Annotated in this window: 20 protein-coding genes; 11 read left to right on the top strand and 9 right to left on the bottom strand. The window is 73.7% G+C overall.

Features of this window, described 5'->3' with window-relative positions; all coding sequences use genetic code 11:
• Positions 1-71: 71 nt before the first annotated feature.
• Positions 72-2630: an ABC transporter permease gene (locus tag ACFY60_RS05215; protein WP_388609636.1), complete on the top strand. Its 2559-nt coding sequence runs from the start codon at positions 72-74 to the stop codon at positions 2628-2630.
• Between the two features lie 60 nt (positions 2631-2690).
• Here the strand turns inward: ACFY60_RS05215 and ACFY60_RS05210 are convergent, their stop codons facing one another.
• Entirely contained in the window at positions 2691-3590 is a 900-nt protein-coding gene (locus ACFY60_RS05210) for a ketopantoate reductase family protein (protein WP_388609638.1), read from the bottom strand.
• 188 nt (positions 3591-3778) lie between these two features.
• Positions 3779-3994: a DUF4287 domain-containing protein gene (locus ACFY60_RS05205; RefSeq protein ID WP_388609640.1), complete on the bottom strand. Its 216-nt coding sequence runs from the start codon at positions 3992-3994 to the stop codon at positions 3779-3781.
• Positions 3995-4401: 407 nt separating this feature from the next.
• On the opposite strand from ACFY60_RS05205, the gene ACFY60_RS05200 reads away from it, so the two are divergent.
• The 4 genes from ACFY60_RS05200 (at position 4402) to ACFY60_RS05185 (ending at position 6796) form a co-directional block, all read left to right on the top strand.
• Positions 4402-4605 (top strand): cold-shock protein, encoded by a 204-nt coding sequence (locus ACFY60_RS05200; RefSeq protein WP_158991800.1) that lies wholly within the window; start codon positions 4402-4404, stop codon positions 4603-4605.
• A 247-nt stretch (positions 4606-4852) separates the two neighbouring features.
• Entirely contained in the window at positions 4853-6106 is a 1254-nt protein-coding gene (locus tag ACFY60_RS05195) for a DEAD/DEAH box helicase (RefSeq protein ID WP_388609642.1), read from the top strand.
• Positions 6103-6411 (top strand): CBS domain-containing protein, encoded by a 309-nt coding sequence (locus ACFY60_RS05190; RefSeq protein WP_388609645.1) that lies wholly within the window; start codon positions 6103-6105, stop codon positions 6409-6411. The genes ACFY60_RS05195 and ACFY60_RS05190 overlap by 4 nt, the downstream gene beginning before the upstream one ends.
• A 61-nt stretch (positions 6412-6472) precedes the next feature.
• The gene (locus ACFY60_RS05185) at positions 6473-6796 is read left to right on the top strand and encodes an SCO5918 family protein (RefSeq protein WP_388609646.1); all 324 of its coding nucleotides are present in this window, start codon (positions 6473-6475) and stop codon (positions 6794-6796) included.
• 72 nt (positions 6797-6868) lie between these two features.
• Here the strand turns inward: ACFY60_RS05185 and ACFY60_RS05180 are convergent, their stop codons facing one another.
• The gene (locus ACFY60_RS05180) at positions 6869-7228 is read right to left on the bottom strand and encodes a hypothetical protein (RefSeq protein ID WP_352058021.1); all 360 of its coding nucleotides are present in this window, start codon (positions 7226-7228) and stop codon (positions 6869-6871) included.
• A gap of 152 nt (positions 7229-7380) precedes the next feature.
• On the opposite strand from ACFY60_RS05180, the gene ACFY60_RS05175 reads away from it, so the two are divergent.
• A complete protein-coding gene (locus ACFY60_RS05175) occupies positions 7381-7764 on the top strand; it encodes a MerR family transcriptional regulator (protein ID WP_388609648.1) in 384 nt (127 codons plus the stop codon).
• Between the two features lie 12 nt (positions 7765-7776).
• Here ACFY60_RS05175 and ACFY60_RS05170 read toward each other — a convergent pair whose 3' ends face one another.
• Positions 7777-8772, bottom strand: a complete 996-nt coding sequence (locus ACFY60_RS05170) for a helix-turn-helix transcriptional regulator (protein WP_388609649.1) — start codon at positions 8770-8772, stop codon at positions 7777-7779.
• A 100-nt stretch (positions 8773-8872) separates the two neighbouring features.
• On the opposite strand from ACFY60_RS05170, the gene ACFY60_RS05165 reads away from it, so the two are divergent.
• The 3 genes from ACFY60_RS05165 (at position 8873) to ACFY60_RS05155 (ending at position 12001) form a co-directional block, all read left to right on the top strand.
• Positions 8873-9616 (top strand): NIPSNAP family protein, encoded by a 744-nt coding sequence (locus ACFY60_RS05165; protein ID WP_388609650.1) that lies wholly within the window; start codon positions 8873-8875, stop codon positions 9614-9616.
• Positions 9617-9715: 99 nt separating this feature from the next.
• Positions 9716-10660 carry an RNA polymerase sigma-70 factor gene (locus ACFY60_RS05160; RefSeq protein WP_388609652.1) on the top strand — a complete coding sequence of 315 codons (945 nt, stop codon included), beginning with the start codon at positions 9716-9718 and terminating at the stop codon, positions 10658-10660.
• A 111-nt stretch (positions 10661-10771) separates the two neighbouring features.
• The gene (locus ACFY60_RS05155) at positions 10772-12001 is read left to right on the top strand and encodes an NAD(P)/FAD-dependent oxidoreductase (protein WP_388609653.1); all 1230 of its coding nucleotides are present in this window, start codon (positions 10772-10774) and stop codon (positions 11999-12001) included.
• Between the two features lie 47 nt (positions 12002-12048).
• Here the strand turns inward: ACFY60_RS05155 and ACFY60_RS05150 are convergent, their stop codons facing one another.
• The 4 genes from ACFY60_RS05150 to ACFY60_RS05135 all read right to left on the bottom strand — a co-directional run bounded on the left by ACFY60_RS05150 (position 12049) and on the right by ACFY60_RS05135 (position 15310).
• Positions 12049-13620 (bottom strand): carboxylesterase/lipase family protein, encoded by a 1572-nt coding sequence (locus ACFY60_RS05150; RefSeq protein ID WP_388609654.1) that lies wholly within the window; start codon positions 13618-13620, stop codon positions 12049-12051.
• A 32-nt stretch (positions 13621-13652) separates the two neighbouring features.
• Positions 13653-14132, bottom strand: coding sequence for an SAM-dependent methyltransferase (locus ACFY60_RS05145; RefSeq protein ID WP_388609656.1), 480 nt, complete (start codon positions 14130-14132; stop codon positions 13653-13655).
• A gap of 135 nt (positions 14133-14267) precedes the next feature.
• Positions 14268-14663, bottom strand: coding sequence for an iron chaperone (locus ACFY60_RS05140; protein ID WP_388610208.1), 396 nt, complete (start codon positions 14661-14663; stop codon positions 14268-14270).
• Between the two features lie 236 nt (positions 14664-14899).
• A complete protein-coding gene (locus ACFY60_RS05135; RefSeq protein ID WP_309052533.1) occupies positions 14900-15310 on the bottom strand; it encodes a VOC family protein in 411 nt (136 codons plus the stop codon).
• Positions 15311-15655: 345 nt separating this feature from the next.
• On the opposite strand from ACFY60_RS05135, the gene ACFY60_RS05130 reads away from it, so the two are divergent.
• Positions 15656-16696, top strand: a complete 1041-nt coding sequence (locus ACFY60_RS05130; protein WP_388610209.1) for an amidinotransferase — start codon at positions 15656-15658, stop codon at positions 16694-16696.
• Positions 16697-16738: 42 nt separating this feature from the next.
• Positions 16739-17377: an endonuclease gene (locus ACFY60_RS05125; protein ID WP_388609657.1), complete on the top strand. Its 639-nt coding sequence runs from the start codon at positions 16739-16741 to the stop codon at positions 17375-17377.
• A 173-nt stretch (positions 17378-17550) separates the two neighbouring features.
• Here the strand turns inward: ACFY60_RS05125 and metG are convergent, their stop codons facing one another.
• Positions 17551-19278 (bottom strand): methionine--tRNA ligase, encoded by a 1728-nt coding sequence (gene metG, locus ACFY60_RS05120; RefSeq protein ID WP_388609659.1) that lies wholly within the window; start codon positions 19276-19278, stop codon positions 17551-17553.
• Between the last annotated feature and the right edge of the window lie 30 nt (positions 19279-19308).

Here is a 19308-nt window from a genome sequence, read left to right as displayed (position 1 = left end):
GCCATCCCGTACCGCCCCGTCCCCGGAAGTCCCCGACCTCCTCGGAACCCCTCGGAAAGCCCGGAAACCCCATGCTGAGAACAGCCCTGCGCAACCTCCTCGCCCACAAGGCCCGACTGGCCATGACCGTCATCGCCGTCTGCCTCGGCGTCGCGTTCGTCAGCGGCACCCTCGTCTTCGCGGACTCCACCGCCGCCGCCCACCGTGCCGCCGCGTCGAAGACCTTCGCCGGTATCGACGTCACCGTGACCGAGAGGGCTCCCGAACCCGGTACGGACTCCGGTCCGCGGGCCGGTGTGCTCGACGACGCGCTCGCCGCCCGACTGGCCCGGGTGCCCGGCGTCGCCGCCGTACGCCCGTCGGCCGACGGCACGGCGACCCTGAACGCGGCGGACGGCAGCCCCTTGCGGGCCGGCCGCGCCTGGTCGAACCTGGCCGGCGCGTACGTGCCGGGCAAGGACGGCGAGGACAGCCGCCATCCCCTGGCCGAGGGCCGTGCGCCCGCGCGCAGCGGCGAGATCGCCGTGGACCGCGGCACCGCCGCCGCGGGTGGTTTCCGGCTCGGCGACACGGTGACCCTGGCCACGGACGGGCCGGTCATGACCGCGCGCCTCGTCGGCACCGTGACGACGGACGACACCCGGGTCACCGCCGGCGGCACCCTCGTCCTCTTCGACAAGGCGACCGCCCAGAAGCTGTTCTCAACCCCTGGCCACTACACGGGCATCGACCTGACCGCCGCAGTCGGCATCTCCGCGTACGAACTCGCCGACCGGGTCACGGCCGTGCTGCCCGCCGACCGTGCCGAGGCCACCACGGGCCAGGCCCAGGCGGCCCAGCAGGCCGTCCTCGTCGACACCCTGACCCGCGGCTACGAGAAGGTGCCGATGGTCTTCGCCGGGGTCTCGCTCTTCATTGGTTCGTTCCTCATCGTCAACACCTTCACCATGCTGGTGAAGCGGCGTACCCGTGAGACCGCGCTGCTCCGGGCGATCGGTGCCTCGCGCCGCCAGGTGTCGCGCTCCGTCCTCCTGGAGGCCCTGGTGGTCGGTCTGGCCGCCTCGGTGACCGGCTTCCTGCTCGGGCTGGGGATCGCGGCGGTGCTGCCGCACGTCGTCGGCGGCGACAGCGCCCTGCCCGGCGGCCCCCTGGTGATCGGCCCGCGCTCGGTCGTGGCGGCGCTCGGCGTGGGCGTCGGCGTCACCGTGCTCGCCGCGTGGCTGCCCTCCCGCCTGGCCGCCCGGACCTCGCCCATGGAGGCCATGCGGACGGCGGAACAGCCGCCCGCGGCCCAGCGGTTCCGACTGCGCGGCGCGCTGGGCCTGGGCCTCCTCGCACTCGGCGCCGGCCGGCTGATCTCCCTCAGCGGCGCACAGGAAGCCTCCGAGGAGAACCTGCGCGACGCCATGGCCGGCTGCGCCCTGTTCGCCGCCGGCCTGATCGTGCTCGCGCCGCTGCTCGCCGCCCCGGTGATCCGGCTGACGGGGCGGCTGACCGGGCGGTTCGGCGTCACCGGCCGCCTCGCCCGGGAGAACGCCCTGCGCGACCCGCGCCGCACGGCGGCCACCGCCGCCACCCTGCTGATCAGCACCGGCCTCGTCACCGGCCTCGCCGTCATCGGACACTCCACCGGCCAGGCACTCGACCGCCAGGCCGCGGCCGGGCTCGGCGCCGACCACGTCGTCAGCACCCGCTCCACCATGACGGGCATCGACCCGGCCGCCGTACGACGGCTGGCCGGGACCCCCGGCGTGCGCGCCGCGCACCCGATCACCGACTCCACCCTGTTCACCGGCACCGGCGTCCGGCAGATCTCCGGCGTCGACCCCGCCACCGTCCGCGACACCATGAAGCTCGACTTCGTCTCCGGCTCCGCCGACGACCTGGCACCGGGCCGGATCGCCGTCTCCACCACCCTCGCCCGGGAGAACGGGGTGACCACCGGCGGCCGGTTGAACGTCCAGATGGGCCGCGCGGGGAAGCCCACCCCGTACCAGGTCGTGGGCGTCTACAAGGACAACCCCATCGCCCGCGACGCACTCGGCAGCCGCGCCGAGGTCGCAGCCGACAGCTTCCTGCCCGGCTCCGTCCAGCGCGTACTCCTGCGCACCGACGGCCCGGCGACGGCCGCACTGGAGAACCGGCTGCGCACCGCCGTCGGCAACAACCCCCTCCTCACCGTGCAGGACCGCGACCAGCTCGTCCGCGAGGCCGCCGGCACCATGGGCGACCTGCTGAACGTGATGTACGGCATGCTCGGCATCGGCGTCGTCATCAGCGCCCTCGGCATCGTGAACACGCTGGCCATGTCGGTCGCCGAACGCACCCGCGAGATCGGTGCGCTGCGTGCCCTCGGCATGGACCGCGCCGGAGTCCGCCGCATGATCCGCCTGGAGGCCCTGGCCGTCGCCGGCTTCGGCACCGTCCTCGGCCTGGCGGGCGGCCTGTTCTGCGCCTGGGCGGTCGGCTCCCTCGCCAACGGCGCCATCGATCAGTACGCCTTGGCCCTGCCCTGGGGCACCTTGCTCATGGTGTGCCTGTTCTCCCTGGCGATCGGCGTCCTCGCGGCCGCCGTCCCGGCCCGCCGGGCAGCCGCACTGAGCCCTCTGGAAGCCGCCGCGAGCACCTGACGTACGGCACGGGCCGGCGCCGCGCTCGAAGCGCCGTCGTCCCGGGTACCTGGAGGGCCGTTACGGCCGCGTCTCCGCGGTCGCCGGGGAATCCAGCTCCGCGACGAGGCGCGCGGTCGCCGGGGCGTCGATTCCGTGTGCGGCGGCGGCTCGGAGGACGGCTCCGCCGATGGCGTCGAGCTCGATCGGGCGGCCGTTCTCCGCGTCGCGCTGCATCGAGGACTTCATCGTGGCGGGGACGCGGTCGAAGAAGGAGAGCACGGACTCGGCGGTCACGGGGGCGCCCGCGGCGCGGGCCACGGCCGTGATCTCGTCGAGGACGGCGAGCAGTTCGGGCCGCCGCTCGTCCCGGATGACGCCCACGGTGGCCCGGTGGCGCGTGGTCAGCAGGGCGAACGGGGCGAGGAAGGAGAGCTTGTCCCAGAGCATCGCGCTCTCGTCGGTGCGCAGGTTCACGTCGATGCCGGCGCGGCGGAGGTGGGAGGCGATGCCGTCGAGCGGGGCGGCCAGGTCGAGGGCGTTGAAAGGACTGGTGTGCGTGATGTGTCCGGGGGACGTGCGGGTGGCCTCGACCCGGATGGTGCCGGCCACGACCCGGGCGGCCGGGTACTCCTGGCGCAGCGCCGCGACGTGGTCGATTCCGTTGAGCAGCGGGATGACGACGCCGTCGCCGACGGCCCGCGGCGGAACACGGTCGAGGGCGGCGGCCAGGCTGGTCTGTTTGACGGTCACGAAGGTGACGTCGGCCGGTTCGCGCAGCTCGGTGTCGGCCTCGACCGGTGTGGTGAAGTCGCCGTACCGCTCGCTCCGGACGCTCAGACCGTCACGCCGCAGCACAGCGGCGGTCTCCTCGCCGGCGAGGCAGATGACGCGGTGTCCGTCGCGGGCCAGCAGCGCGCCGATCAGGCCGCCGACCCCGCCGGGTCCGAGGACGGCCACGGTCATGGTGGTGCTGGTCATGTGCGTTCCTGTTCGTTCGTAGGGAGGCCGTGCCCCTGGGGCCGGCCTCGTCGCGGAGGTGTTCAGGTCGTATCGGCGTCGTGCGCTGGGGAGTTGCTCCTTCTGGTCACGCGACGAACCTACGGACGCGAGGGGCCGTCGGTAAGGTCCAATTCCGTACTTCTGGAGTGGTCCGGCGTCCCGGGCCGTTACCTGCTTCCGGCCTCCGCCAGGGTGTCGGCGACCAGGGCGTTGGCGTGGCCGTGGCCCAGGCCGTGTTCGGTCTTCAGCCAGGTCACCAACTCCATGTGCCTGGTCAGCGGCGAAGAACGGATGAGTTCCTTCCACTCGCCGATCGGACGGCCGTACTTCTTCTCGATGGACGGGAAGTAACTGGCAGGACCCTTCACGCTACTGTCGGTCATGGTGGGCCTTTCTCGCTCGAACGTGTCGCCTGTAGGACCGGGCTCGCGGAGCGGAGTGATCGGTCGGCCGGTGTGCGGTGGGTCACAGGGGGTACGCGCGCCTCGGGCCGTCGGCGCTCACCGACCCGGCCGCACGGTCGCCCGGCGTGCGCACGGGATCACCCACCGTCGCCGCGCATTATCTGTGGCGGCCGGATGAGAAATGGGGAAGCCGCGCGGCGAGGGTTTTTGGCGTTGAAAAAGAGTAGGACAGGAAATCCCGCGCCGGGCGTCAGGGCGTGCTACTGTCGATCTCAGTTGCAGTTGTGGTTCCCGAAACTTCGGTGTCGTATTCCGGCGGGGTAATCATCACGGCGACAAGCGCATCCGTGAAGTGCGGATGCCGAATTGCCCCACAGGAGATATGCATGACTACTGGTACCGTCAAGTGGTTCAACGCGGAAAAGGGTTTCGGCTTCATCGAGCAGGACGGTGGCGGCCCTGACGTGTTCGCCCACTACTCGAACATCGCCGCCCAGGGCTTCCGCGAGCTGCAGGAGGGCCAGAAGGTGAACTTCGACATCGCGCAGGGCCAGAAGGGCCCGACGGCCGAGAACATCGTTCCCGCCTGACGCTGACGCGCACGACGTAGCTGGGGCCCGCATCCTTCGGGGTGCGGGCCCCAGCTGCATGCGTTTTCCGCGGGGATCTCGCGGAAACGATTCTCGGTGGCATAACTCGTACGCCGGCGCCCGGTGATCCATCATCCGGCGGCCCGCGCTCCGTGCCCCATTCGGCTCCGTCCAGAAATTCCCCACGCACCGCTTTTCTTTTCTCTGCGGGGATTCCTTGATGCGCGCCGCACCAAGGAGGTTCCGCATGAACAGCACACAGACCCCCGACTCGCTCCCCGCCGTCGCGGCGTTCGCCGATCTCGCCCTGCCCGACCGGATGCGGGCCGCTCTCGCCGCCGAAGGCGTGACCGTGCCCTTCCCGATCCAGGGCGCGACCCTGCCGAACTCCCTCGCGGGCCGGGACGTCCTGGGCCGCGGCCGGACCGGTTCCGGCAAGACGCTCGCGTACGGACTCGCGCTGCTGGCCCGCACCGCCGGGCGGCGCGCCGATCCCCGGCGACCGCTCGCGCTGGTCCTCGTCCCCACCCGGGAACTGGCCCAGCAGGTGACCGACGCCCTCGCCCCGTACGCCCGCGCCGTCCAGCTGCGCACCCTCACCGTCGTCGGCGGGCTGCCGATCGCCCGGCAGGCGTACGCCCTCCGGAGCGGCGCCGAGGTCGTCGTCGCCACGCCGGGACGGCTCAGGGATCTCGTCGAGCGCGGCGACTGCCGGCTGGACCGGGTCGCGGTCACCGTCCTGGACGAGGCCGACCAGATGGCCGACCTGGGCTTCACCCCCCAGGTGACCGAGCTGCTCGACCTGGTGCCGGCCGACGGGCAGCGGATGATGTTCTCCGCCACCCTCGACCACACCGTCGACCAGCTGGTCCGCCGCTATCTGACCGACCCCGTCGTCCACACCGTGGACACCCCGGCCGGGGACGACGCCGCCCTTGAGCACCACCTGCTGTACGTCCACGCCGACGACAAGCACGCCACCACGGCGGAGATCGCCGCCCGCGAGGGCCGCGTGATCATGTTCCTGGAGACGCAGCACGCCGCCGACCGGCTCGCCGAGGCCCTGCTCGCCTGCGGCGTACGGGCGGCCGCGCTGCACGGCGGCAAGTCGCAGGCCGAGCGCACCCGCACCCTGGCCGGATTCCGCTCCGGGCAGGTCACCGCGCTGGTCGCGACGAACGTGGCCGCCCGCGGCATCCACGTCGACAGCCTCGACCTCGTGGTCAACGTCGACCCGCCCAGCGACCCCAAGGACTACCTGCACCGCAGCGGCCGCACCGCCCGTGCCGGGGAGTCCGGGAGCGTCGTCACCCTCGTCACCCCGAACCAGCGCCGCGGCATGTCCCGCCTCCTGACGAAGGCGAGCATCCACCCGCAGATCACGCGGGTCCGCCCCGGCGAGCCCGAACTGAACCGCATCACCGGCGCGCGGCCCCCGACGGGCATTCCCGTCCGCGTCGCGGCCCCGCGCCCGTCCACCCGCCGCAGGAGGCCCATGTGACATCCGCCGGGACACAGCCCCGCCCGCCGAGCAGCACCCCCGCGGACGGCGTGACCGCCGTCCGCACCGTCCCCGAGGCCGAGCCTCAGGTCTGGGACGACATGACCGTCGAAGTGGCCCTCTCGGTCATGGCGAGCGCCCGCGCCGGACACCTGGTCATCCGCGACGGCGACGGCCGCCGCACCGGCCTCGTCACCCGCGCCCAGCTCGCCGCCTTCCGCGCCACCGCGGCCTACACGGACCGGGTACGGCTCCGCGACCTCCTCGGCCGGCGCCTGCGCGCCGCCGCCGTCCGGACGTCGTGACCCCGCCCCGACCCCGCCCTCTTCCCCCCGCACCATTCGCTCACGGCACCTTGGAGGTCCCATGCGCTGCGTCATCGCCCGTTATCCGTTCGAACTGACGAAGAACGGCGTGCTGGACACGATGAAGGACGTGAAGCCCGAACCGGTCACCGCCGGCGCGTACGTCACCATCGGTCGCCGCCGCTACCCGGCCAAGCAGGTGGGGCGGGTCGTCACCCGCCAGGACCCGCGCGACTTCACCGCCCGTGAGGTCGTCCAGGCCATGACCCGGCTCGGTTTCACGTGCAACACCGTCGACGAGGCGCCGCCCGTGGTCTCCGCCGGCCCGGTCGAGCGGGCCTCCGCCCTGCTCGGCAGCGTCTCCGGCGGTCTGACGGCCGCCTGAGTCCCGAGGGAACCGTACGAGGAGGGCCCGACCGGCATGTGCCGGTCGGGCCCTCCTCGTACACGGTCCCGGTCAGTGGTCGGAGTAGCTGACGTCCCCCACCGTCCAGGCGCTCACATCGGCGATGGGCACCCGGTACATCCCGCCGGTCTCCGGGATGGCCATGGTGCCCTGGATGATCCGGGCCACGTGGAAGTGCAGATGCGTCGGCGGCCCGGCCTGCGCGGACGGCTTCGCGAAGACGTCGGCGAACTCGCCCAGGTTCGCGGAGTCCGTCAGCACCTCCGTCACCCGCTGGCGCCAGACCGCTTCGGGAGCCAAGCGGCCGGTGAGGACGGCCCCGCCGGTGACCACGGTCAGGGACATCTGATTGCTCTGCCCGGATTCCACCTTGGCGGCGATGTCAACGAGCAATTCGTCAAGCTTCGACATGAGATCGACTCTAGCCGCCGTCCATCCGGCCGTCACGGCCGCGGGCCCCCGGTGACCGGGAACGGCGCCCCCCTCGTGTGCGCGCCGGGCCGCCCCCGTGACGGCACTATGGTTTCAGGGGACGGGGCGTGACGGACACGGCAGAGGTGAGAATGACAGCGGACGATCCGATCGGCCGGCTCGAGGACGACGACTATCCCGCGTACACGATGGGGCGGGCCGCCGAGATGCTCGGCACCACCCCCGGGTTCCTCCGCGCCATCGGCGAGGCCCGCCTGATCACCCCGCTGCGCTCCGAGGGCGGTCACCGGCGCTACTCCCGCTACCAGCTGCGCATCGCCGCCCGAGCCCGCGAACTCGTCGACCAGGGCACCCCCATCGAGGCCGCCTGCCGCATCATCATCCTGGAGGACCAGCTCGAGGAGGCGCAGCGCATCAACGCCGAGTACCGTCGCGCGGCGGCCGAACAGCGGCCCGCGGGCGGTGGGTCCCCGACCGGGGGGTCTCCCTCCGGCGGACCGCCGGTGGCCGGCTGAGCCCCGGCCTCCTCACGTCCCGTAGAACCCGGCCAGGGCCCGCACCGCGGTCGTCATGGCCGTCCGGAGCGCCGGCGGGCCGAGGACCTCGACGTCCGGGCCCAGGCGGAGGAGTTCGCCGCAGGCGTGGTCCGTGCTCTCGACCGGGATGACCGCCTCCACCCAGCCGTCGTCGCCGGCGGGGGTCGCGGTCGCCTCGACCGCGCGGACCACCTCCGGAGGGAGGTTGTCGGGGAGACGGCCGCGCCCCCGCGGGGAGAGGCGGACGGTGGCGGTGCCGGTGAAGCGGCGGGACGAGAAGTCGGCGAGGTAGGCCGTCCAGTACGCGGCGAGGTCGAAGTCCCGGGGGCGGGTGAAGAGTGCGCCGGGCGGGGCCGGTACGGCGTCGAGGAGCTGCGTCACGCGGTACGTGGCGGGACCCGGGCGGTCGGATGCGTCGGCCGTCGCCGCCACCAGGTACCAGGTGCCGGACTTGAGGACCAGGCCGTACGGGTGGAGGCGGCGGCGCACCTCCTGCGGGGCGCGCCAGCGGCGGTAGCGCACGTCGAGCGGGCGGCGGGCGAGCACCGCGTCGACGAGGAGGGGGAGGTACGGGGCCGGCTCGGGGTCCCGGTACCAGCCGGGCGCGTCCAGGTGGAAGACCGCCGCGGCCCGCGCCGCCTCCTCGCGCGGGCCGTCCGGCAGCGCGGCGAGGAGCTTCAGCCGGGCCGCCGCCGTCTCCTCGGCGAGGCCCAGTTCGGCGGCGGGTCCGGGCAGGCCCGCGAAGAGGAGGGCCCGCGCCTCGCCCCCGGTCATGCCGGTGAGGCGGGTGCGGTAGCCGTCGAGGAGGCGGTAGCCGCCGCCGCGGCCGGGCTCCGCGCAGACCGGGACGCCCGCCGCCTGGAGGCGGGCCAGGTCCCGGTAGGCGGTGCGGACCGACACCTCCAGCTCCTCGGCGACCGCCCGGGCCGACATCCGGCCCCGTGCTTGCAGCAACAGCAGGACCGACAGCAGGCGGGTGGCAGACATGCGCGCATTCTCCTCGGAAACCCTGACAGCATCTGGCACACGGTGGTCCTACCGTCGGCCGTACGCACCCGCTGATGCCACGAGTCCCAGGAGCCCCGCCGTGCCGTCCTCCCCCGCTCCCGTCCCGCCGCCCGCCGTGATCGAGCTGCGCCGTTACACGCTGCGTCCCGGCCGGCGCGAGGAGCTGATCGCGCTGTTCGAGCGGGAGTTCACCGAGACGCAGGAGGCGGTGGGGATGAGTGTCCTCGGGCAGTTCCGGGACCTGGACGACCCCGACCGCTTCGTATGGCTCCGGGGGTTTCCCGACATGGCCGTGCGGCACCGGGCGCTGACCGACTTCTACGGCGGGCCGGTCTGGGCCGCGCACGGGCCCCGGGCGAACGCCACCATGGCCGACTCCGACGACGTCCTCCTGCTGCGGCCCCGCGCCGCCGGGAGCGGCTTCCCCGCCTCCCCCGCCGCGCGGCCGCCGGTCGGGGCACCGGCGCCGGACCGGTTCGTGGCCGCCGTGCTGTGGTCGTTCCCCCCGGGGCGGGACCACGGCGTCGAACTGCTCCGGGACGGACTCCTGCCGGTGCTCCGCGCGACCGGGCCCGAACCGCTCGCCCTGCTCTCCACCGAGGACGCCCCGAACACCTTCACCCGGCTGCCCGTCCGGACCGGCGAGAACGTGGCCGTCGTCCTCCTCTCCTACGCCGACGAGGACGCCCACCACCGGCACGCCGCCGCCGTCCGGGCCGATCCCCACGCCCGCGCGGAGATCCTGCCGGGCCTCGCCCGGGAACGGACCGCCCCGACCAGGCTGCTGCGCCTCGCCCCCACCGGGCGTTCCCTGATCGTCTGACGCCCGCAAGGGTCCACCCCCCGGGGGCCGCCCCGGAGGCTGCCCTGAGAAATCCACCGGGCCCTGACGGCACGGACACGGCGCCTCTAGGATCGCGGCATGGCGCTGATCACGAGTGACACCGACCGGTTCGAGGCCGCGCGGCCCCGGCTGGAGGCCATCGCCTACCGGCTGCTCGGCTCGGCGAGCGAGGCGGAGGACGCCGTGCAGGAGACGTACCTGCGCTGGCAGGCGGCCGACGCGGGGCGGATCGAGATACCCGAGGCCTGGCTGACGAAGGTCCTCACCAACTACTGCCTCAACCAGCTCTCCTCGGCCCGCGCGCGGCGCGAGACGTATGTGGGGAGATGGCTGCCCGAGCCGCTGCTCGCGGGGGACCCGATGCTCGGCCCGGCCGACACGGCCGAGCAGCGCGAGTCCGTCTCGTACGCCGTCCTCGTCGTGCTGGAGCGGCTGACGCCCAACGAGCGGGCGGTGTACGTGCTGCGCGAGGCGTTCGACTATCCGCACCGGGAGATCGCCGAGATCCTCGACATCAGCGAGGCCGCCAGCCAGCAGATCCTGCACCGGGCGAAGAAGCACGTCGCGGACGGCAGGGCGCGCACCGAGATCGACGGGGCGGCGGCCCGGCGGATCGTGGAGGAGTTCTTGGCGGCGGCGACCAGCGGCCGTACGGAGCCTCTCGTCCGGCTGCTCACGCAGGACGCCGTCGCGGTGGGCGACGGCGGCGGGAAGGTGCCGGCCCGGGCGAAGGCGTTCGAGGGGGCGGTCGCGGTCGCCACGTTCCTGCGGGGTCTGTTCAAGCCCGGGGACGCGAAGCGGAAGCTCGTCGGCGGGACGCCCGACGTCTACGCCTCGACGGCCAACGGCGAGCCGGCGTTCGTGGTGGTCGTGGACGGGCGGGTCGTCGCGGTCACCTGCCTGGAGGTCACGCCGGAGGGCATCGTGGCCGTCCGCAGCCAGGTCAACCCGGACAAGCTCGTCCGCGCGACCGAGCGGTGGGCGGCCCGGACGATCAAGGAGGAGCCGCTCCACACCCTCTGAGGCGATGTGACGCGGGTCACATACTGCTTCTGTCAGGGATCGGCGGGCTGTCCGGTTCAAGAGGCGACACCGCGCAGACAGCGGCCGAACCTCGCAGACAGGAGCAGGCACATGCAGCACCGCATCGTCGTCCTCGGAGCCGGCTACACCGGAGCCGTCGCGGCCGGCCGCCTCGCCCGGCGGCTGCACCGCGCGGACGTCACCATCACCCTCGTCAACCCCGAGCCCGACTTCGTCGAGCGCGTCCGGCTCCACCAGCTCGCCGTCGGACAGGAACTGAAGCCCCGGCCGTTCGAGGAGATCTTCGCGGGCACGGGCGTCACGCTGAAGCTCGCCCGCGTCACCGGTGTGGACGTGGACCGCCGCACCGTCACGGTCACGCCCACCGGCCCCGCCGGTGCCGCCCCGGCGGGCGGCGCGGAGGTGCTGGAGTACGACACCCTCGTGTACGCCCTCGGCAGCACCTGGAACGACGGCGGGGTCCCCGGCGCCGCCGAACACGCCCACGAGGTCTCCAGCCGTCCCGGCGCCCTCCGCCTCCGGGAGCGCCTGGCCGCGCTCGGCGCCGGCCGGCCCGTGGTCGTCGTGGGTGGCGGGCTCACCGGTCTGGAGGCCGCCACCGAGATCGCCGAGGCCCGCCCCGACCTCCGCGTCACCCTGGCCACGCCCCGCGTCCTCGGCGACTGGCTCTCCGACAAGGGCCGCGCCCACCTGCGCACGGTGACCGACAGGCTCGGTATCGCCGTGCACGAGCACACCACCGTCACCGCCGTCACGGCGGACGGCGTCACCACCGCCGGGGGCGGCACCCTGTCCTCCGACGCCACCGTCTGGACCACCGGCTTCGCCGTCCACCCGCTGGCACGGGCGACGACCCTGCACACCACCGACCACGGACAGATCACCGTGGACGCCTCGATGCGCTCGCACTCGCACCCCGACGTGTACGCGATCGGTGACGCCGCCCACGCCCTCGGCCCCGGCGGCAGGCCGCTGCGCATGTCCTGCGCCTCGGGGGTGCCGATGGCCTGGCAGGCGGCCGACGCCATCGCGGCCCGCCTCACCGGCACCAAGGTCCCCTCCATGACCATCCGTTACTTCCAGCAGTGCGTCTCCCTGGGCCGCTCCGAGGGCCTCATCCAGTTCGTCACCGCCGACGACCGGGCCCGGGACAGCGTCCTCACCGGCCGCCTGGCGTTCCACTACAAGGAGCTGATCTGCAAGGGCGCCGCCTGGGGTGTCGCCCACCCCACCGCGGGCCTCCCGACCCGCCGGCGCCGCCTCGTCCCGCGCCCGGCCCCGGCCACCCGTACCGCCGCCCGCGCCGAGGCCTCGGCCTGACCCCCGCGCGCACCGACGCCCCGGCCGGCCCCCCTCCGGCCCGGGCGTCAGGCGTCCGGGCCGCGCAGGGGACGCAGGAGGCCGAACGGGACGGAGCGCCACAGACCGTGGACCGGGGACGCGGTCACGTCGGCGAGCCGGTCGGCCGGGACCGCCCAGACGCGGGCCGGGGTGGCGGTGGCGGTGACCGGCGGCCAGCCCGGTTCGCCGCCGGCCGCGAAGTCCGCCCAGGCGCGGAGCATACGGCGGGAGAGGGCGCGGTCCTCCTCGTCGGGCGCGCCCCCGAGGAGGAAGTCCGCGCCGGGCACGTCCAGGTTGCCGAAGGCGAACGGCACGTCCGCGGTGTGCCAGGGCCTGACCCCCGTACGGGCACGGGCGAAGCGGGCCAGGTGGGCACGGCCGCCGGCCCGCGCGTGGGTCTCGGCCAGCCGGGTGGTGTACGCGCCGAACTTCGCGTCCCCGAGGACGGCGAGGGCGCGGTCGAGCACGGGCGCGCCCGGCATCACCGCCCGGTAGGCGTCGGCCAACCCGTCCGGCAGGCCCAGGGCCCGGGTCAGCTCGCCGAGCTCCGACTCGGTGGTGACCTCCCGTACGGCCCCGACCGTGTGCAGGAACCAGTACTCCTCCTCCGCGTGGCACAGCAGCAGGTCGATGTCCCGCGCCGCCCCCGAGGCGAGGGCGCGCAGCGGGTCGGCGGGCAGCACCTCGCCGTCCACCACGGGTTGGAAGATCACGGATTCGAAGGCGTGGACGGCGGCGACGGGGTCGGTGGCACACGCGGCGGACACCGCGTCGGAGGCGGCGACCAGCGCACCGGGCGATGCCGACCGCAGGCCCTCGGCCGTCGGGGCGACCCCCGCGGCGGCGGCGATCCTCCCGGTGACCGCCGTGGCGAGCGCGACCGAGTGGAAGGCGCTGGGCACGCTGTGGGCGACGGCCCGCCGGAACAGGCCCCGGGCCCGTTCCATGGCCATCAGGCAGACCACCGCACCGGCCCCGGACGAGTGCCCGGCGACGGTGACGTTCCCCGGGTCCCCGCCGAAGGCAGCGATGTTGTCACGGACCCAGCGCAGCGCGGCGGCCTGGTCCAGGAGCCCCCGGTTGTCGGGGTGGCCGGGGACATGGCCGAAGCCCTCGAAGCCGACGCGGAAGTTGCAGCTGACGACGACCAGCCCGGCGCGGGCCAGGGCCGTACCGTCGAAGTCGGGCTGGGCGGAGGAGCCGAAGGTGTTGGCGCCGCCGTGGATCCAGAAGAACACCGGCAGCGGCCCGGGGCCGGTGGCCGCGTCCTCGGGTGCCCATACGTTGACGGTGAGGACGTCCTCGTCCCCGGGACGCCACACCGGCGCGCCCGGCAGCTCCGCCGACTGCGGGGCGACGGGGCCGAAGGCCGTGCAGTCCCGGACGCCGTCCCAGGGCGCCGCCGGCTCCGGCGCACCGAACCGGCGGGCGCCGAAGGGCGGGGCCGCGTAGGGAATGCCCAGGACGGCGGTGACACCGCCGGCGGCCTCCCGGCCCCGTACGGGACCGTTCTCCGTCCGCAGGACCGGCCCGTGTCCGCGCGGCGCGTCCTTCCCGCCGTGCTCGTCCGCCCTGTCACTGCTTGATCGTTTCTCCATTCGGCACAGTCTTCCGGGCGGAAGAGGGCTGGTCAGTAGTACCGGCTCATGATCTCGGTGGCCCATTCCGGCTGCGTGACCGGGCCGCGGGGGCCGAACTCGGACATGTAGGGCTTGATGTCCAGGACGGGGGTGCCGTCGACCGCGTCCAGGCCCTCGACGTGGAGTTCCCGGCCGTCGACCCGCAGGAGACGGCAGCGGGAGACGCCGAGGCGGTTGGGGCGGTTCTTGCCGCGCTGGGCGAAGATGCCGACGAGCGGCCAGCCGGCGTTGCCGCGCGGATGCCGGGCCCCGGTCTCCACCTTCTCCACCGGTACGCGGTCGAAGTGGTAGACGACCTCCACGTGCGAGAAGGCGTCCAGGCCCGCGAGGGCGTCCGGGCCGAACCGGTCGTCCAGCCGGATCACCGCCGCCACCCCGCCCCACGCGTCGTCCAGGACGTCGGCGCGCCCGCCGACCACCCGGCCGACCGGGGTCGTGACGACCGGCTCGGGAGTACCGCTGTCCGTCATGCGAGGAGCCCTTTCACGCGGGAGGTACGGATGATCACCGACCGTCCCACCGTATGCGGCCCGCGCCGGCGGTGGACCGCTTTCGGTCATCCGCCCCCGCCGGGCGGCGGGCACCGGCCGTCCGGGGCCCGCGTCTCAGGCGACGGCCTTGCGCACCAGTTCGGCGATGCGGGCCTCGTCCGCGGGGGTCAGGCGGGTCAGCGCGTAGGCGGCCGGCCACATCGCACCGTCGTCGAGCCGCGCCAGGTCGCTGAAGCCGAGCGTCGCGTACCGCGTCTTGAACTTCTGGGCGCTCTGGAAGAAGCAGACGACCTTGCCGTCCCTCGCGTAGGCCGGCATGCCGTACCAGAGCTTCGGCTCCAGCTCCGGGGCGTTCTCCTTCACGAGGGCGTGGATCCGCTCGGCGAGCACCCGGTCCTCGTCCGGCATCTCGGCGATCTTTGCGAGGACGCCGGCTTCCGCCTCGGCGGCCTTGGCGGCGCGGGAGGTGCGGCGCGAGGAGGCCTTCAGCTCCTTCGCGCGCTCCTTCATCGCCTCCCGCTCCTCCTCCGTGAAGCCGTCGTACGACGCCGTCTTCCCCGCGGTCTTCGTCCCCGCCTTCTTCGCGGCGGTGGTCCTCGGCGTGTTCGTGGTGCTCGCGGTGCCGGCCATGGCGGGTTCCCTCTCGTACGACTCGGTGCGGGGTGCGGGGACGTCACGTACCTCTCGGGCACGCAAGGCGGTCAGGTGCGCCTCGGTGCGGGCGCGCGCCCATCCGGGAAGGCACATCAGCGCAGCTCCTGGATGCGGATCAGGTTGCCCGCGGGGTCGCGGAAGGCGCAGTCCCGGATGCCGTACGGCTGCTCGGTCGGCTCCTGGACGACCTCGGCGTCGGTGGCCTGGATCTTCTCGAAGGTGCCGTCCAGGTCGGGGGTGGCCAGCAGGATCCAGCCGTAGGTGCCCTTGGCCATCATCTCGGTGATGGTGCGGCGCTCGGCCTCGGTGATGCCGGGGTCGACGGCCGGCGGGGCCAGGAGGATCGACGTGCCGGGCCGGCCCGCGGGGCCGACGGTGATCCAGCGCATCGCGCCCTGGCCGACGTCGCTGCGCACCTCGAAGCCGAGAACGTCCCGGTAGAAGGCCAGGGAGGCGTCCGGGTCGGTGTGCGGGAGGGCGGTGGTGTGAATGGTGAGGTCCATGACGGAAACGTTAGGCGCGGCCCCCCGGCCTGCGCTTCTCGAATCCTGACCGATGCGGGAGGGGACCCCCGGCACGCGGCCCGCGCATGCGGGGGCCGCGAGGGGGGCACTCGCGCGGTGTTCCGCCGCCGACCGCAGCAGGAGGCAACCGTGCCCCGCTTCCGGAGTGAGCCGTCCCTCGCCGTCGCGACGTCCGCGCCCCCGGCCACCGCGCCCACCACGGACCCCGGGGGCCGCACGACCACCCCGAGCACCCCCCACAGCCCGGCCGGCACCGGCTCCGCCGGCAGCCCGGCCGCCGCGACCGCCGCACCGCCCGTCCGGTCGCACAACGAGTGGGACCCGCTGGAGGAGGTCGTCGTCGGCCGTCTCGACGGTGCCACCATCCCCTCCCGCCACCCCGCCGTGAGCTGCAACATTCCGCGCTTCGCGGCCAGGCTCCAGGGACTCGCGGCGGGCTTCCGCTACCCCCGGGCACTGCTCGACCGGGCGCAGGAGGAGCTCGACGGCTTCATCGCCCTCCTGGAGGAGGCCGGCGTGACCGTACGGCGGCCGGACCCGGTCGACCACCGGCGCCGGTTCAGCACCCCCGACTGGTCCTCGCACGGCTTCTGCACCGCATGCCCCCGGGACTGCATGCTCGTCGTCGGCGACGAGATCATCGAGACGCCGATGGCCTGGCCCTGCCGCTACTTCGAGACCCACGCCTACCGCACGCTCCTGAAGGACTGCTTCCGGCGCGGCGCCCGCTGGACGGCGGCGCCGAGGCCGCAGCTCACCGACGAGCTGTTCGACCCGGACTTCCGGATCCCCCGGCCCGGTGAGCCGATGCGCTACCTGCTGACCGAGTTCGAGCCGGTCTTCGACGCGGCCGACTTCGTCCGGGCCGGGCGCGACCTCTTCGTGACGCGCAGCAACGTCACCAACCTCAGCGGCATCGAGTGGCTGCGCCGCCACCTCGGCCCCGGCTACCGCATCCACGAGATCGAGAGCCGCTGCCGCACCCCCATGCACATCGACACCACGTTCATGCCGCTGGCGCCCGGCCGGGTGCTGGTGAATCCGGAGTACGTCGACGTCGACCGGCTGCCGGACGTGCTGCGCAACTGGGACATCCTGGTCGCCCCGCCGCCCGACCCGATCCACGACCGGCTGCTCAAGGTCACCTCCATGTGCGGCACGTGGCTCAGCATGAACGTCCTCATGCTCGACGAGCGCCGGGTCGTCGCGGAACGCCACCACACCGGCATGCTCCGCGCCCTGGAGTCCTGGGGCTTCGAACCGGTCCCGTGCGACCTGATGCACTACGCGCCCTTCGGCGGCTCCTTCCACTGCGCGACGCTCGACCTGCGGCGGCGCGGCACCCTGGAGTCGTACACCGACTGAACGCGAGCCCCACCGCCCCCCCACCACCGGGAGACCAGCTCCATGGACACCGACCGGCTCGTCGGCAGGCTGCTCCGCGCGCACGGCCGCACCTACGCCGAGGAGGCCGGGATCGCCCTCCACGACAAGCCCGCGCCGCTGTACCGGCTGCTCGTCCTCACCGTCCTCCTCTCGGTGCGGATCAGGGCCGGGACGGCGACCGCCGCCGCCCGCGAGCTGTGGGCGGCGGGCCTGCGCACCCCCCGGGCGATGGCCGCCTCCGCCTGGCGGGAGCGGGTGGACGCGCTGGGCCGGGCACGGTACGTCCGGTACGACGAGAGCACCGCGACCGCGCTCGGCGAGGGCGCCCGGATGGTGCTCGACCGCTTCCACGGGGACCTGCGCCGGCTCCGCACCGAGGCGGCCGGCGACACGGCGGCGCTGCGCGCGCTGGTGCGGGAGGTGCCCCGGATCGGGCCCGTCGGCGCGGACATCTTCTGCCGGGAGGCGCAGGCGGTGTGGCCGGAGGTGCGGCCCTTCTTCGACGCGCGCTCACGGGCGGCGGCCGGGGACCTCGGCCTGCCCACGACCCCGGCCGGCCTGGCGGAGCTCGTGCCGGGTGACGACCTGGCCCGGCTCGCCGCCGCTCTCGTCCGCGTGAGCCTCACGAAGGACGCGGTGCGGGAGCTCCGCGACGCCTGACCGGGCGCGGCCCGCAGACGTACGGACGGCTCCGGGCGGGCCCGGGTACGGCGGGGGGCCGGGGACACCGGTCCCCGGCCCCCCGCTCAGGCCGTCGCGGCCGGCCGGCGGCCCGGGGCGACGGGCCGTGGGCCCCGCCGCCGCAGGCCGGTCGCGCGCCGGGCGCGGTCGGGTCAGGCCGTGGGCGCGCCGCCGCCGAAGCGCTCGCGGTAGGACTCCATGTCCTCCTCCGTGATCTTCGCGAAGAGGACCGGCGGCACCGTGAACGGCGTGCCCGCCGGGACCGCGTCCAGGGCCCTGGCCTGCTCGGCGGTCACCCAGGTCGCGGTGTCCCCGGCCAGGGTGAAGGCGCCGCGCATGGCGGCGGCCGAGGCCGGGATGAAGGGCTCGGAGACCACGGCGTACAGGTGGATGAGGTTCATCGCCGTGCGCAGGGTCAGGGCGGCGCCGTCGGCGTCCGTCTTGATCTCCAGCCAGGGGGCCTTCTCCTCCAGGTAGGAGTTGCCCGCGGACCACAGGGCGCGCAGCGCGGCCGCGGCCTTGCGGAACTGGAGGGCCTCCATGTGCTCCTCGTACTCGGCGAGCAGCCGCGCGATCTCCTCGCCGAGCCTCGCCTCCGCCTCGCCGGCCGCGTGGCCCGCCGGGACCTCGTCGCCGAAGCGCTTGCGGGAGAAGGACAGGACCCGGTTGACGAAGTTGCCGAGGGTGTCGGCGAGGTCCTTGTTCACCGTGGCGGTGAAGTGCTCCCAGGTGAAGGAGGAGTCGTCCGACTCGGGCGCGTTGGCGACGAGGAAGTAGCGCCAGTAGTCGGCGGGCAGCAGGGAGAGGGCGGTGTCGGTGAAGACGCCGCGCTTCTGGGAGGTGGAGAACTTGCCGCCGTAGTACGTGAGCCAGTTGAAGCCCTTGACCAGGTCGACCTTCTTCCACGGCTCGCGCACGCCGAGCTCGGTGGCGGGGAACATCACCGTGTGGAACGGGACGTTGTCCTTGGCCATGAACTGGGTGTAGCGGACGGTGTCGTCGGCCTCGTACCACCACGACTTCCAGTCGCGCGTCTCGCCGTCGGGGGCGGCGTCGGCCCACTCCTTGGTGGCGGCGATGTACTCGATGGGCGCGTCGAACCAGACGTAGAAGACCTTGCCCTCGGCGGCGAGCTCCGGCCAGGTGTCGGCCGGCACCGGCACGCCCCAGTCCAGGTCCCGCGTGATGGCGCGGTCGTTCAGGCCCTCGGTCAGCCACTTGCGGGCGATGGAGGTGGACAGGTGCGGCCACTCGGGGCTGACGCGGTCGATCCACGCCTCGACCTCGTGCTGGAGCTTCGACTGCAGGAGGAAGAGGTGCTTGGTCTCGCGGACCTCCAGCTCCGTGGAGCCGCTGATCGCCGAACGGGGCTCGATCAGGTCGGTGGGGTCGAGGACGCGGGTGCAGTTCTCGCACTGGTCGCCGCGGGCCTTGTCGTAACCGCAGTGGGGGCAGGTGCCTTCCACGTACCGGTCGGGCAGGAAGCGGCCGTCGACGGGCGAGTAGACCTGGCGGATCGCCCGCTCCTCGATGAAGCCGTTCTCGTACAGCTTCCGCGCGAAGTGCTGCGTGATCTCGGCGTTCTGCGGCGAGGAGCTGCGGCCGAAGTAGTCGAAGGCCAGCGCGAAGCCGTCGTACACGGCCTTCTGCGCGTCGTGGGCGCGGGCGCAGAACTCGTCGACGGGCAGACCCTGCTCCTTGGCGGCCAGCTCGGCGGGGGTGCCGTGCTCGTCGGTGGCGCAGATGTACAGGACGTCGTGACCGCGCTGGCGGAGGTACCGGGAGTACACGTCCGCCGGGAGCATCGACCCGACCATGTTGCCCAGGTGCTTGATCCCGTTGATGTAGGGAAGTGCGCTGGTGACAAGGTGTCGAGCCATCCTGGGATGCTCCATTCCAGTGGGGTGCGA

This window comes from Streptomyces sp. NPDC012827, from assembly GCF_042900905.1.
In the GTDB taxonomy this organism is placed as follows: Bacteria; Actinomycetota; Actinomycetes; order Streptomycetales; family Streptomycetaceae; genus Streptomyces; species Streptomyces gulbargensis.
Note: the sequence above shows the minus strand (reverse complement) of the source record. Positions and strands in the feature narration are given on the sequence as shown.